This is a genomic window from Bacillus cereus group sp. Sample62 (assembly GCF_036851315.1).
GTDB classification, from domain to species: Bacteria; Bacillota; Bacilli; order Bacillales; family Bacillaceae_G; genus Bacillus_A; species Bacillus_A wiedmannii.
Genome location: NZ_JAFLPK010000001.1, coordinates 1258330 through 1272799, shown reverse-complemented (window position 1 = coordinate 1272799; position 14470 = coordinate 1258330). Strand labels below are relative to the sequence as shown.

Sequence of the window (14470 nt, the reverse complement as noted above, 5' to 3'; positions counted from 1 at the left end):
GTGGTACCACCTCATGTTGGACGCAAAAGCATCCCGCTTTGTTCAGGTACAAAATATATACCTTATCCTTGTAACGGCGGAACCCGGGTTGCCTACTGAAAATAATTGTTCAGCATACCTCTCGTAAGCCCATTCCGTATATGGCACCGTACCGGGCTCCCACCTATCCCCGGCTCTCTGTAACGTCTCCAATATACGTACTCTTCTTACTTAAACGATTTCGTTTATTTAATTTTTTGTACACAAAAAGGGAGTACTCATCCTATAGAAAGGACGGGTACTCCCGTGGTGCCACCTTAATTCGTTACAAATGTAACGCACTTTACCGTATCAAAAACAATACGTGTCTCTTGTATCGATGAGATCATGTCGCCAAAGCCTACTTCTTTCGTTTCGGTTTGGAAGCTCCGAAGCCCATTCCACATCAATCCCATACTGATTCGCACCAACCATCAGCTCTCTGACATGTTCATCATGTGTACTCTTCTTCATCAACGCTTGCATTTTTTTAAGTTGCACTCATTATAGACTTAACTTTTTTCATAAGTCAATACTTTTAAAAGAATTTTATTTTTCTCTTCTTTCAATATTATATTGACAAAACAACCTCTTTTTATGTAAATATAATAAATACTCTATTAAAAATAAGGTTTTTTGCATGAATATTATATATTAAAAAAATAAAACGATGTCAAAAAACGCTTACATTTCTGAAAATTCGTATTTCTGTATGGATTTTTCAGAATAATCATGATAGATTATAAATATGCATAACGCATCAAAAGACATGACAAAAGGAAGGGGAACTACATGAGTACGCAGATGTTAACTTTAACTTCTATCTCTATTTACATGCTCGGGATGTTAGTAATTGGCTATTTCGCCTATAAACGAACGTCCAACTTAACAGATTATATGCTTGGCGGGCGTACACTAGGCCCCGCAGTAACAGCATTAAGTGCTGGAGCAGCTGATATGAGTGGTTGGCTTTTAATGGGCTTACCCGGTGCAATGTTTAGCGTTGGATTAAGTAGTAGTTGGATTGCGATTGGCCTAACACTAGGCGCATACGCAAACTGGCTTTATGTCGCTCCTCGCTTACGTACCTACTCTGAAATTGCAAACAACTCTATTACTATCCCAGAATTTTTGGAACACCGTTTCCACGACAAATCCCATATGTTACGCCTAGTATCTGGACTTGTTATTATGATATTTTTCACGTTTTATGTAGCTTCAGGATTTGTCTCTGGCGCTGTATTATTCGAAAATTCATTTGGACTCAATTACCATGTTGGTCTTCTTATCGTTGGTGGAGTTGTCGTAGCTTACACATTATTTGGTGGATTTTTAGCTGTAAGTTGGACAGACTTCGTGCAAGGAATCATTATGGTAGTCGCTCTTATTCTTGTTCCAGTCGTAACAATTATGCACGTAAATGGACTTGGTCCAGCATTTGAAACAATTAAATCTATCGATCCGGCATTATTAGATATTTTTAAAGGCACTTCTGTATTAGGAATTATTTCATTATTCGCATGGGGCCTTGGTTATGTTGGACAACCACATATTATCGTACGTTTTATGGCGATTTCTTCTGTAAAAGAAATTAAAAGCGCACGACGCATTGGTATGAGCTGGATGATTTTCTCTGTTGCTGGAGCTATGTTTACTGGCCTTATCGGTATTGCATACTATTCAAAAGCAGGTTTAAAACTTTCTGATCCAGAAACGATTTTCGTTGAACTTGGCACTATTTTATTCCATCCACTTATTACTGGATTTTTATTAGCAGCGATTTTAGCAGCGGTTATGAGTACAATTTCATCTCAGTTACTCGTTACTTCTAGTGCTATAACAGAAGATTTATATCGTACATTCTTTAAACGTTCTGCTTCTGATAAAGAACTTGTATTTGTCGGTCGTATGGCTGTACTTGTTATTGCATTAGTTGGGTGCGCATTAGCGTTTAAACAAAATGATACGATTTTAGCTCTTGTTGGATACGCTTGGGCTGGATTTGGTTCTTCATTCGGACCTGCTATTTTATTAAGCTTATATTGGAAACGTATGACGAAGTGGGGCGCACTTGCTGGTATGGTTTCTGGTGCCGCTACAGTCATTATTTGGACTCAATTCAAATTCTTAAAAGAATTCTTATATGAAATGATTCCTGGTTTCACTATTAGTTTACTAGTAATCGTAATTGTTAGTTTACTAACGCAACCTTCAAAAGAAATTGAAGAGCAATTTGAGGATTTCGAAAAACAACATAGTCATAATCTATAAAGGAAAAGCTCTGCTGTTATCGTATCAGCAGAGCTTTCTTTTTATGAAAGTTCGACAATCTTCTACTCGAATTTAACAATTTCTTTATGTTTCGTTAAATTAAACATAACACTACTCCTTTATAGTAGTACTATCAGCACTTATACAGAAAGGGGACTCCAACATGTTAGCAGCTTTCCAGCAACAACAAACACGAAAATTTTCACCTATTTCAAATACTTCTGCGTCTTGTTTGAACATACAACCTAATCCACCTAAAATTTCAATCGCTCCTTCTGTTATTTCAGTCATTGGTGTTCATATGGAAAAAAATAAGTTGAAAGTAAGAACTGGACAAAGCACTGAGTTATCAGCTTCCGTTTTGCCAGTGCAAGCAACGAATAAAGAACTTATTTGGACAAATATGAATGCTGATGTTATCACAATGTATCCAAAAGGTGATACGGTAACGATTGCTGGAAAAAGTGCCGGAAGAGCAGTCATAATTGTCACAACTGCTGAAGGAAAGTTCCGTGACCTATGTATTATTCATGTACAACCTTATATGACAAATCCAAAGTAAAAGAGTGGCTTCCTAGCCACTCTTTTACTTGATTTCAATGTGTGAATTTTTACTTGTAACGAGATTGATGAATTGGTCTTTATCTTGAGGAGAAATAACTTCTGTTTTATGTGCGCCGTAAACAATTTCAAGTCGATCAAATGACAATGCATGAGCTGCTATTGGATTTTTCGTATTTGAAATTTGTTTTATATCTCGTATAAATATGCGTTTTTTAACGATACCTGATCTAATTGTAATTGTTTCTTCTCCGACGATGTATTTTGTCGAAAACCAACTCCACATAAATAATATCGCTAACGGAAGTGTAAAAAATAAAAGAAAATACTCTTTTCCTGCAAATAGAGGAGCAAAACACGCTCCAATGACAACGAAAAAAATCGGATATAACCATATATCTTTTTTTGATGGAAATTCCATTAAGCTTCCCTTCCTCCCCTATATTTCTGTAAAACAAAAAGAGAAGTATCACAACTTCTCTTTTCTCCTCTAACATTATATTTCCTGCGTATACGCCGGCTCGTTTACTACATTTTTTGCTGTTCGTTTTTGTTGCTGTAGTAAGAAAACAGATACACCAAACAATACGAGCATGCTACCGATAATTTGCATTACATTTAGTCTTTCACCGAGTAAGAAGAACGCTAGTATAGATGCTCCAACGGGTTCTCCTAAAATACTCATTGAAATTGTTGTTGCATTTACGTAGTTTAATAACCAATTATTAATGACGTGTGACACTGTCGGCACAACTGCAAGTAAAAGAAAAACTGTCCAGTCCCACTTCGTATAACCTGTAAAAGGCACTTGCAATACTATATTATAAATCCCCATAAAAATACCGGCGAATGCAAAGACTGTAAAGCTGTAAATCCAGTGTGATACTTTCTTTACTGTCGTTTGCCCGATAAATAAATAACCGACAACCGCTATTACACTTAAAAAGGATAATATATCTCCATAAATTGCTTGTTCACTTAACCCTAAATCTCCCCACCCAATACACATTACTCCTAATATCGCTATTCCCATTGTTGCAATGGCTGAGTATGTTGTTCTTTCTTTAAATAAGAAAAAACCTCCAACTAAAGATACGATTGGTTGAAGCGCTAAAATAATAGTCGAACTAGCAACTGTCGTATGCTTTAAAGATTCAAACCATAAAAGAAAATGAAGTGCTAAAAAGAAACCAGATCCAATTAAAAATCCCCAATCTTTTATTTGAATCTTACTAAACTCTTCCCGTTTTTTCCAAACGATAGGCAGCATAATAAGTACGATAATCCATAATCGATACATACTTAATATTGAAGATGGTGCTGAGGACATCTTTACAAAAACTGCTGCGAATGAAATGGCTATAATGGAAATTGCTAATGGTAGTGCGATTGATCTTTCTTGTTTCAAATTCCGTCTCCCCTCTCACCTGTCAAAAATCCCACTTCATTATATCCGTTTTCTTTCACAACTTAAATACTAATTTTTTAGATTCTTCGTACCATTATGGTAAAATAGAAACGAAAGCACCTATTAGTGAATATTTCTTTCTTTTTCACTACAAGCGTCGCTCTTACAATCATTACAGTAAATTTTTATTTAGGGGGATCTACATGAATCAAACAATAGGGAGAATTGAAGAAATTTCATTTTATAGCGCATCACTTCAAGAAGATGTTACACTTCTCGTTTACTTACCGGTAAATTACACACCACTGCACAAACATACAGTTGTAATTGCACAAGATGGTAGAGATTATTTTCAGCTTGGTAAAGCGCACCGTGTAATTGAGCGCCTTCGTGAAACTGAAGAAATTGACCGTACAATTATTGTCGGTATTCCATATAAAAATGTACACGATCGTAAAGAAAAATATTTCCCAAATGAAGTGAAAAACGCTGCGTATATTCGTTTCCTCGCTCATGAACTTGCACCATATATCGATGAAAATTATCCAACGTACCAAATGGGAAAAGGTCGTGTGTTAATTGGTGATTCTCTTGGCGGGACAGTTTCCTTCATGACTGCACTTATGTATCCGCATACATTCGGTAAAGTCGTTATGCAATCACCATTTGTGGATGAAACAGTGATGAGCTTAGCGAAAGACTTCAAAAATCCGGAGGCGCTAGACCTTTATCACGTCATTGGGACAGAAGAAACAGCCGTAAAACGCACTGATGGACAAGTTTCTGATTTCGTACAACCGAACCGTGAGCTCAATACGCTTCTGACAGATAGAAATTTCATCACGCATTACGAAGAGTTTGAAGGTAACCATACGTGGAAATATTGGCAGACTGATTTACCGAAAGCTTTCTCTCATATTCTATCAATGAAATAATAGAGAGCAGTATTCAGAATAATTTGATATAATAGATGAAGAGATTTATTTTCTCAAAATCTAACTAGACTTACAAAGGGAGGAATTGGAACATGAAATTAGGCATTGTAATTTTTCCATCTAAAATGATTCAAGATAAAGCGAACGGATTGCGTAAACGTTATGATCCGCACTACGCATTAGTTCCGCCACATATTACATTGAAAACACCCTTTGAGACGCAAGATGAACAATTAGAATCGATTGTAAAAGAGTTACATACAATCGCAAGTAAAACGAACCCTTTCACTCTTCATGTCGGAAAAGTTGGTTCATTCGCACCTGTTAATAATGTTCTTTATTTTAAAGTAGAAAAAACACCTGAACTTACTTTCTTAAATGAGGAGATGCATAGCGAATTCTTTATACAAGAACGCGAGTACGCTTTCGTACCTCATTTAACAATCGGACAAGGCTTATCAGATGCAGAGCATGCTGATGTATTAGGTCGATTACGTATGAAAGATTTCTATTATGAACAACCAATTGATCGCTTCCATCTTCTATATCAATTAGAAAACGGAACGTGGACTGTATACGAAACATTCCACCTTGGAAAGGGGAACAACTAATTTGCACGCACAGATCGTACAAACGGACGAACAACTAAGAGATGCATTCTCTGTACGTAAGCAAGTATTTGTGAATGAGCAACAAGTTTCTGCTGACGAAGAGTATGATGAGTTTGAAGAAACTTCAACACACGTTGTTATATATGATAATGATGTTCCAGTTGGTGCTGGTCGTTTTCGCATACTGGATGGAATAGGAAAAATGGAACGCATTTGTGTACTAGCTTCCCATCGTAAAAAAGGCATTGGAAAAATTGTTATGGATGCACTTGAAGCGTATGCGAATGAAAACTCGCTACCAAAATTAAAGCTGCATGCCCAAACACATGCTGAAGATTTCTATAAGAAACTTGGATATGTAACGAATTCTGATGTATTCATGGAAGCAAATATTCCTCACATCGTTATGATAAAAGAATTGTAATTTGAAAACAGGAGGTATCCCCTCCTGTTTTTTACATTGCTATTTTCTTTTTCTTCCGCTAAAGTTAAATGTTGATGCTATAGTTTTGAAGGTGAATATATGACACAAGAAAAATTTTCACAAAAATCATTAACGCACGCTGACATTCCGCGTGCAACATACCATATTCCAAAAACATCTACCCATTTAATTATGGAAGAAGATGCTGATGCAGCGTATTTCCGCGCTCTCGAACAACAAAATGTTTTTTTAAATGAAAAACAATTAGAGGCCGTACGCACGACAGAAGGTCCTGTTCTTACATTAGCTGGTGCCGGAAGCGGAAAAACATCTGTTTTAACAACCCGCGTAGGTTATTTAGTAAATGTAAAACAAGTCCATCCACGAAATATTTTATTGCTTACATTTACACAAAAAGCAGCTGAAGAAATCCGAAACCGTGTAGCAAATTTACCAGGTATGAATCGTGCTGCAAGTAGCTACGTTGTTGCTGGTACATTCCACTCTGTCTTTTTAAAATTGCTTCGTAGTCAAGGATATAATCAGCAAATTTTAGCAAACGAAAAACATAAACAAATTATGATAAAGAAAATCTTGAAAGAATTGCGTCTAAAAGACGATTATGATGCTGAAACAATGCTCGCTATGATTTCACTTGAGAAAAACAAATTGAATCGTCCGAAAGATGTAAAAGCAAAAACACCCGTTGAACAAGAATTTAAAGAAGTATACGAGCGTTTTGAAGAAGTAAAACAACGATATAATTATATTGATTTCGATGACATCTTATTAGAAACATATTATATGTTAGAAAATAACGTTCCTTTGCTTACCCAATTACAACAACGTTTCCACTATATTGAAGTAGATGAGTTCCAAGATACATCGTATGCACAATATGAAATTGTAAAATTGTTAGCCACGCCAAGAAATAATTTATTTATCGCAGGTGATGACGATCAGGCGATATATGGCTGGCGAGGAGCAAGTCACCAAATTATTTTATCTTTTCCAAAAGAATTTGATAACACTACGATTATCGCACTTAATACGAATTATCGATCCAATCCTTTTATCGTCGGGCTTGGAAATGAAGTTATCAAACTAAATCAGGAGCGTTTTGATAAAGAGCTATATTCTGTGCGTGAAGAAGGTGTACAACCTTTTTACGCAAGACCTGCTACGACTCTTGATGAAGCAAATCAAATTTTGCAGCTCATTCAAGAAAAAGTAGATAGCGGCGAACGCAACTTTAAAGATTTTTGTTTACTGTATCGCACACATTCTGTAAGCCGTTCGTTACTTGATCAGCTTACAATTCACAAAATCCCGTTTATTAAGCACGGGGCGAGTCAATCATTTTATGAACATTCTTTAATTAAGCCTGTATTAGATCATTTAAGACTGGTGATTGAACCGTTTCGACTAGAATCACTTTCAAATATATTGCCAACTATGTATATCGGGCGTGATGATTGTATTTCATTTATTGAACGTGAACAATGGAAATATGGTGAGGGGAGGTTCCCTTCTCTTCTTCATTTCTTATTATTAAATCCGAGCTTGAAACCTTTTCAAGTAAAAAAGGTAAATGAGCGTATCGATTTTATTAAATTTATAAAAGAATTAGAACCGAAAAAAGCATTAAAAGAAATTATTCATGGTAAAGGAAAGTATTTAGAGTACTTACAAAGTAACGATCGTTCTTCCTTTACGATGCATAAAGATATACAAGAAGAAATGTTAGAAGAATTAATGGAGTCAGCAACTCGTTTCACCGATATTCCAGCATACTTACAATTTATTGATGAAGCAATTCAAGGTCAAAAAGAAATGGAAGCATTAAAAACAATGCCGGAAAAAAATGCTGTTTCGCTTATGTCTATTCATAACGCAAAAGGCCTTGAATTTCCATGCGTCTTTTTACTTGGAGCGAGCGATGGTATTCTTCCCCATACTTCTTCTTTAAAAGATGCAAATGATCGTGTTACAGAGACTTCTGAAGCTTTAGAAGAAGAACGTCGACTACTTTATGTCGCAATTACACGTGCAAAAGAAGAACTTTACATTTCCTCTCCGCAATTTTTTAGAGGAAAAAAATTAGATATATCTCGTTTTTTATATACTGCGCGAAAAGATTTACCTGAAAAGACATCCACTAAATAAGGATGTCTTTTTTTATATTGCATTATGTACATCCCTACTATATAAATTCCCTGCTTTTATCGTAAGAATTAACGTAATATCAACCATATCTCATTCATATTGTAATAGTGTATGTCAGAACTCACGATAAGGAGTGAACATAATGAGCTGCAATTGTAACGAAGACCATCATCACCATGATTGTGATTTCAACTGTGTATCGAATGTCGTTCGTTTTATACATGAATTACAAGAATGCGCAACTACAACATGTGGATCCGGTTGCGAAGTTCCATTTTTAGGTGCACATAACAATGCATCAGTAGCGAATACACGTCCTTTTATTTTATACACAAAGACTGGAGAACCTTTTGAAGCATTTGCACCATCTTCAAGCCTTACTAGTTGCCGATCTCCCATTTTCCGCGTAGAAAGTATAGATGATGATGACTGTGCTGTATTACGTGTATTAACTGTAGTTTTAGGTGATGGTACCTCTGTACCACCTGGTGACGACCCAATCTGTACGTTTTTAGCTGTACCAAATGCAAGGCTAGTGTCGACATCTACTTGTATTACTGTTGATTTAAGTTGTTTCTGCGCTATTCAATGCTTACGCGATGTTTCTATATAAAACTAAATATTAATTTAAGCATGGATTGGGTGGCAGAGTTTTCTGCCACCCAATCCATGCTTAAAAGGTATTATTATGTATTTTTCATAAAATTGGGAACTTGTCTAGAACATAGAACCTGTCCTTTTCATTAACTGAAAGTAGAAACAGATAAAGGAGTGAAAAACATGTTCTCTTCTGATTGCGAATTTACTAAAATCGATTGTGAGGCGAAACCAGCTAGTACACTACCTGCCTTCGGTTTTGCTTTCAACGCGTCTGCACCTCAGTTCGCTTCACTATTCACACCACTACTATTACCTAGCGTAAGTCCAAACCCAAATATTACTGTTCCTGTAATAAATGATACAGTAAGTGTTGGAGATGGCATTCGAATTCTACGAGCTGGTATTTATCAAATCAGTTATACATTAACAATTAGTCTTGATAACTCACCTGTTGCACCAGAAGCTGGTCGTTTCTTCTTATCATTAGGTACGCCAGCTAACATTATTCCTGGATCAGGTACAGCAGTTCGTTCTAACGTTATTGGTACTGGTGAAGTAGACGTATCCAGTGGTGTTATTCTTATTAACTTAAACCCTGGTGATTTAATTCAAATTGTACCAGTTGAGTTAATTGGAACTGTAGACATCCGTGCTGCAGCATTAACAGTTGCACAAATTAGCTAGTAAAAAGCGGTATTTCTTCATTAGAAATACCGCTTTTTATATTTATAATAAAAAACACTCACAGTAATATGAGTGTTTCATTCTTCATAATGTTTTATTGTGTTCTTCTTTTTCCCGCAATTACATCCCTTTTTCTTCACAAATCCTTGTTGTTGTAATTGTTCTTGGTATGCCTGTTGTTGCGCTTGGTGTTGTTGCTGTATATGATACCATTGCTGCAGGTCATATGAATTTTGCCTTGGACTATTACTCACAGCAAACATCTCCTCTACTGTCAATTCTGTCTATTTACTATATGAACAACTCTTTATTTCCGTTCCCTCATTCTTTTAAACTCCGCTTTTTCTCGTATTATGAAAATATATTATTCTCCCATAAAATATCCTGTAATCGTTTCAATGATTGCTGCTGCTCCTGCAATAGCTAATAATGCAAGTAACGGCTCTGCAACGATAGGAATCCAATTATATAAAACTAATAAAAAAGCACTAACCCATACACCTGTACACCAATAACAGCTTAATAATTCGCCAACCCACTTTCTTAATCCTTTCCCTTTTACTTTTGTAAAAGTTGATACACTCCCATCCGGCTCTGTAACCTCTAATTCATCAATAAACGGTCTTCGCAAAAAGGCTGTAATTTTATCATAAACAATTAAACGAGTGAGCCTAAAGGCAGCTAACGCAAAAATAAAAAATAAAAGCCAGCTTGTAAACAGCATGATTCCACCTTCCCTTATCTTCTTTCGCCTATTTAAAAAAAAAGGTCTTGAGATTGTGACCAAATCTCCTCGACTCCAATATCTTATTAATGTAAATACAAACAAGAAGATAAGGAGTGACATTAATGAGTTGTAACGAAAATAAACACCATAGCTCTTCTCATTGTGTAGTTGACGTTGTAAAATTCATCAATGAATTACAAGATTGTTCTACAACAACGTGTGGATCTGGTTGTGAAATTCCATTTTTAGGTGCACACAACACTGCATCGGTAGCAAATACACGCCCTTTTATTTTATACACAAAAACTGGAGAACCTTTTGAAGCATTTGCACCATCTGCAAGCCTTACTAGCTGCCGATCTCCAATTTTCCGTGTGGAAAGCGTAGATGATGATAGCTGTGCTGTCTTACGTGTGTTAACTGTAGTATTAGGTGACGGTTCTCCTGTACCGCCTGGTGACGATCCAATTTGTACGTTTTTAGCTGTACCAAATGCAAGATTAGTATCGACATCTACTTGTATCACTGTAGATTTAAGCTGTTTCTGTGCGATTCAGTGCTTACGCGACGTTTCTATCTAATAAGTTAAGTAAACTAAAAAACTATTGGGGTGGTAGAAGATTTTCTACCACCTTTACATATTTAAAAGCCGGCCATACTAATCGATTGGATATCATCTATAGACAACTTAATATCTCGCATACTATTTGGCGGCATAATAGCTACAATTCCATTACGATACGATATGATTGATCCAACATATGAGACTGTAGCTGTTTTTATTCTGCACCTTATTTTCGGAATATAATGAGGGCGGTTTAATAAAAAATGAAGCTTCTCTTCATTATTCATATCCTTAAATGATTTATTATACGGGACAGTTCTCACTGGCTCTTGTTGTTCTTGCTGCTCTTGTACTTGTTCCTCTTCTGCTATTTTTTCTTCTACTTGTGGCTCTTCTTGTTGCTCTATTACCTCTTCCACAGCACTACTTACAATATTTTCGTTTCTATTACTTTCCTCTTTTCGATCACTTTCCTCTTTTCGATCTTCATTTTCAAAGTTTGTTAAGATAATTCTTTTTATTTTCGGTGCAGCAAGTTCCAAATTTACTTGCGCAATATATAACAACGGTTTTCCAACTGTTGAACTTTTATTTTTATTCTTCACACTCGTCCCTCCCACTTCCATACGTAGCTGAATAAATCGTGTACTATTATAGTTATATTCATAACGTGGTAAGAACTTTCGTTAAAAATCGTTCTTTCTAAGAACAAATAAAAAGGACAACCTCAACATTTAGAGATTGTCCTTTAAAAATTACTATTATATTTATCCTAGGATATGATATCCTGAATCAACATGAATGTTTTCTCCTGTTACGCCGCGTGCTAAATCACTGAATAAGAATACTGCTGTATCCCCAACTTCTTCTGGAGTTGTTGTACGACGAAGTGGTGCGCGCTCCTCAATTTCTCTTAAGATTGAGTTAAAGTCGCCTACGCCTTTTGCAGATAACGTACGAATTGGTCCTGCAGAAATAGCGTTAACGCGAATGCCGTGTTGGCCTAAATCGTTAGCTAAATATTTCACGCTAGCTTCTAATGAAGCTTTCGCAACACCCATAACGTTATAGTTTTTCACAACGCGCTCGCCGCCAAGATATGTTAACGTTAAAATATTTCCGCCTTCTGTCATTACTTTCTTCGCTTCTCTTGCTACAGCTGTTAAAGAGAATGCACTAATATTTTGTGCAAGTAAAAATCCATCGCGAGAAGTATCTACAAATTCACCTTTTAAATCATCACGATTTGCAAAAGCAATACAGTGTGCAACACCGTGAATTGTACCAACCTCTTGCTTGATTGTTTCAAAGCAAGCTGTAAGTTCTTCATCATTTGTTACATCACAAGGTAATACAAGTGATTCTTGTCCTTCTAATGTGTCCGCTAATTCACGAACGTTTCTTTCTAAACGTTCTCCTGCATATGTGAATATTAATTTTGCACCTGCATTATGCAAAGAGCGAGCAATTCCCCACGCAATACTTCTTTGGTTCGCAACGCCCATAACAACAAATGTTTTCCCTTGTAATAGTTCCATGATATATCCTCCCAGAATTACTTATACTTGTTATTAGTACCTGATACTATAATTATAGTACCATAAAACCTCTTAAAGGCAAACAAAAAAGTCATTAACTTAAATTTTGTTAATGACTTTTTGTTTCTATAAAAAACCGCTCTAATCCTTCTTCCCAAGAAGGCATTTGTGAAAAACCATTTAATCGTAGCATGTTATGTTGGAAAATAGAATATTTCGGTCTCGCTGCCGCCGATCCAAATTCTTCGGTTGAAACAGGTAATACATTCACTTTCATATTTGCATCCGAAAATATTTTTTTTGCAAATTCAAACCAAGAACATGAGCCTCTATTTGATACATGATACGTACCGTATAAAGAAGTATGAATGAGCTTATTAATCATCACATTTAAATCCGCCACATAAGTAGGAGAACCAATTTGATCCGCTACAACAGATAATTCTGCTCTTTCTTTTCCTAACCGCATCATCGTTTTCACAAAATTGTTTCCATACTTACCATATAACCACGATGTTCGAATGATAAAATATTTATTATGTAACTCTTTGACAAACTGCTCTCCCGCATACTTAGAAGCCCCGTATACATTTATCGGTGATGGATTATGAAACTCATGATAGCCATCTGGTCTGTCACCTTGAAATACATAATCGGTACTAATATAAACTAACTTTGCCCCTACTAATTGTGAAGCAACCGCTACATTGCGAGCTCCTATTGCATTTATTACATAAGCAAGGTCTTGTTCTTTCTCAGCATGATCAACCTTCGTATACGCTGCACAATGAATAATTATATGTGGCCTAATTTCTTGTACCACTTGCTGCATTTGGGATATATTTGTTATATCTAGTAACTTTTTATCAAATGGATATATGTCATATTCTTCAGGATTTAACTCTTCTTGTAGTTGCTTTCCCAATTGACCATTTGCTCCCGTTATGATAATCCGTTCTTTCATTTATATGCCCCTTATTTTTCTTTTAGTGGTTTCCACCATTCTATATGATATTCATACCATTCCACAGTTTCTTTTAGCCCCTGTTCAAACGTATACTGCGGTTCCCACCCGAGCTCATTCTTCATCTTTTGTGCATCAATCGCATAACGACGATCATGCCCTAAACGGTCTGTAACATACGCAATATCTTCTTTCGTTTTTCCTAAGAGAGAGATAATTTGTTCCACAACATCTACATTGTTTTTTTCATTATTTCCACCTATATTATATACTTCTCCTATACGTCCCTTATGCAGAACAACATCAATCGCACTACAATGATCCGTTACATGTAACCAATCTCTTACATTTAATCCATCGCCATATAACGGTAGTTTTTTTCCTTCCAGCGCATTCGTAACCATTAACGGAATTAACTTTTCAGGATATTGGTACGGCCCATAATTATTGGAGCAACGCGTTACTATAACTGGTAATTGATATGTTTTATAATAAGATAAAGCTATCATGTCGGCGCTCGCCTTGCTTGAAGAATATGGACTATTTGGAGCTAACGGGGTTTCCTCGGTAAATCGCCCTGTTTTTCCTAAAGAGCCGTACACCTCATCTGTTGATACTTGCACGAGTTTAATATGTGGATATTTTTTTACTAATTCTAATAATGTGACTGTCCCAATTACATTTGTATCATAAAAAGGGATCGGATTTTCAATACTACGGTCCACATGTGATTCAGCTGCGAAATTTACAATCACATGGACGTCTCGCTCTTTTATGACATGCTCTAGCAGCTCTCCATTTTGAATTTCCCCTTTTACAAAAGAGTAATTAGGATGCCCTTGAAGAGACTTCACATTATTTAAATTCCCGCTATATGTTAATGCGTCGTAATTAATAATTTTATATGTTTCATAGCTTTGTAACATGTAATGAACAAAGTTACTTCCAATAAATCCAGCCCCACCTGTTACTAATATATTCATAAACAACTCTCCTAC

The 14470-nt window shown here is 36.1% G+C and carries 17 protein-coding genes and 2 other annotated features (1 of these 19 cut by a window edge); of the genes, 9 read left to right on the top strand and 8 right to left on the bottom strand.

The window, feature by feature from the left end; translation table 11 throughout:
• Nucleotides 1–224, bottom strand: a binding site (T-box leader) (it extends 21 nt beyond the left edge of the window).
• A 42-nt stretch (nucleotides 225–266) separates the two neighbouring features.
• Nucleotides 267–504, bottom strand: a binding site (T-box leader).
• A gap of 306 nt (nucleotides 505–810) precedes the next feature.
• Together putP and J0835_RS06365 are read left to right on the top strand one after the other, a co-directional pair.
• A complete protein-coding gene (gene putP, locus J0835_RS06370; RefSeq protein ID WP_087979816.1) occupies nucleotides 811–2289 on the top strand; it encodes a sodium/proline symporter PutP in 1479 nt (492 codons plus the stop codon).
• Nucleotides 2290–2452: 163 nt separating this feature from the next.
• Nucleotides 2453–2851, top strand: a complete 399-nt coding sequence (locus J0835_RS06365) for an Ig-like domain-containing protein (protein ID WP_087979815.1) — start codon at nucleotides 2453–2455, stop codon at nucleotides 2849–2851.
• A gap of 24 nt (nucleotides 2852–2875) precedes the next feature.
• Here the strand turns inward: J0835_RS06365 and J0835_RS06360 are convergent, their stop codons facing one another.
• On the bottom strand, nucleotides 2876–3271 hold the full coding sequence (locus J0835_RS06360; RefSeq protein WP_087979814.1) for a PH domain-containing protein: 396 nt from the start codon (nucleotides 3269–3271) through the stop codon (nucleotides 2876–2878).
• A 75-nt stretch (nucleotides 3272–3346) separates the two neighbouring features.
• A complete protein-coding gene (locus J0835_RS06355; RefSeq protein ID WP_064476792.1) occupies nucleotides 3347–4258 on the bottom strand; it encodes a DMT family transporter in 912 nt (303 codons plus the stop codon).
• 203 nt (nucleotides 4259–4461) lie between these two features.
• Here J0835_RS06355 and J0835_RS06350 point away from each other — a divergent pair, with 203 nt between their 5' ends.
• The 6 genes from J0835_RS06350 to exsF all read left to right on the top strand — a co-directional run bounded on the left by J0835_RS06350 (nucleotide 4462) and on the right by exsF (nucleotide 9678).
• On the top strand, nucleotides 4462–5193 hold the full coding sequence (locus tag J0835_RS06350) for an alpha/beta hydrolase (RefSeq protein WP_001076851.1): 732 nt from the start codon (nucleotides 4462–4464) through the stop codon (nucleotides 5191–5193).
• 92 nt (nucleotides 5194–5285) lie between these two features.
• Complete coding sequence (locus J0835_RS06345; RefSeq protein WP_000765870.1) at nucleotides 5286–5804, top strand: YjcG family protein; 519 nt, start codon at nucleotides 5286–5288, stop codon at nucleotides 5802–5804.
• A gap of 1 nt (nucleotide 5805) precedes the next feature.
• Entirely contained in the window at nucleotides 5806–6228 is a 423-nt protein-coding gene (locus J0835_RS06340; RefSeq protein WP_000543285.1) for a GNAT family N-acetyltransferase, read from the top strand.
• A 99-nt stretch (nucleotides 6229–6327) separates the two neighbouring features.
• Entirely contained in the window at nucleotides 6328–8394 is a 2067-nt protein-coding gene (locus J0835_RS06335) for an ATP-dependent helicase (protein WP_000191181.1), read from the top strand.
• 142 nt (nucleotides 8395–8536) lie between these two features.
• Nucleotides 8537–9007, top strand: a complete 471-nt coding sequence (cotY, locus tag J0835_RS06330; protein WP_001277699.1) for a spore coat protein CotY — start codon at nucleotides 8537–8539, stop codon at nucleotides 9005–9007.
• 167 nt (nucleotides 9008–9174) lie between these two features.
• Complete coding sequence (gene exsF, locus J0835_RS06325; RefSeq protein ID WP_000492937.1) at nucleotides 9175–9678, top strand: exosporium protein ExsF; 504 nt, start codon at nucleotides 9175–9177, stop codon at nucleotides 9676–9678.
• A 77-nt stretch (nucleotides 9679–9755) separates the two neighbouring features.
• On the opposite strand, the gene J0835_RS06320 is transcribed toward exsF, so the two are convergent.
• Both J0835_RS06320 and J0835_RS06315 read right to left on the bottom strand, forming a co-directional pair.
• Complete coding sequence (locus J0835_RS06320; protein ID WP_033657682.1) at nucleotides 9756–9941, bottom strand: hypothetical protein; 186 nt, start codon at nucleotides 9939–9941, stop codon at nucleotides 9756–9758.
• 101 nt (nucleotides 9942–10042) lie between these two features.
• Nucleotides 10043–10402, bottom strand: a complete 360-nt coding sequence (locus J0835_RS06315) for a DUF1360 domain-containing protein (protein ID WP_087979813.1) — start codon at nucleotides 10400–10402, stop codon at nucleotides 10043–10045.
• Nucleotides 10403–10527: 125 nt separating this feature from the next.
• Between J0835_RS06315 and exsY the strand changes: the two genes are divergently transcribed.
• A complete protein-coding gene (gene exsY / locus J0835_RS06310; RefSeq protein WP_001277748.1) occupies nucleotides 10528–10986 on the top strand; it encodes an exosporium assembly protein ExsY in 459 nt (152 codons plus the stop codon).
• Between the two features lie 61 nt (nucleotides 10987–11047).
• On the opposite strand, the gene J0835_RS06305 is transcribed toward exsY, so the two are convergent.
• The 4 genes from J0835_RS06305 to rfbB all read right to left on the bottom strand — a co-directional run bounded on the left by J0835_RS06305 (nucleotide 11048) and on the right by rfbB (nucleotide 14455).
• Nucleotides 11048–11596: a spore coat CotO family protein gene (locus J0835_RS06305; protein ID WP_087979812.1), complete on the bottom strand. Its 549-nt coding sequence runs from the start codon at nucleotides 11594–11596 to the stop codon at nucleotides 11048–11050.
• A gap of 141 nt (nucleotides 11597–11737) precedes the next feature.
• The gene (fabI, locus tag J0835_RS06300) at nucleotides 11738–12508 is read right to left on the bottom strand and encodes an enoyl-ACP reductase FabI (protein ID WP_000421885.1); all 771 of its coding nucleotides are present in this window, start codon (nucleotides 12506–12508) and stop codon (nucleotides 11738–11740) included.
• 109 nt (nucleotides 12509–12617) lie between these two features.
• Nucleotides 12618–13472: a dTDP-4-dehydrorhamnose reductase gene (gene rfbD, locus J0835_RS06295; protein ID WP_087979811.1), complete on the bottom strand. Its 855-nt coding sequence runs from the start codon at nucleotides 13470–13472 to the stop codon at nucleotides 12618–12620.
• 11 nt (nucleotides 13473–13483) lie between these two features.
• Nucleotides 13484–14455, bottom strand: coding sequence for a dTDP-glucose 4,6-dehydratase (gene rfbB / locus J0835_RS06290; protein ID WP_087979810.1), 972 nt, complete (start codon nucleotides 14453–14455; stop codon nucleotides 13484–13486).
• Nucleotides 14456–14470: the final 15 nt, after the last annotated feature.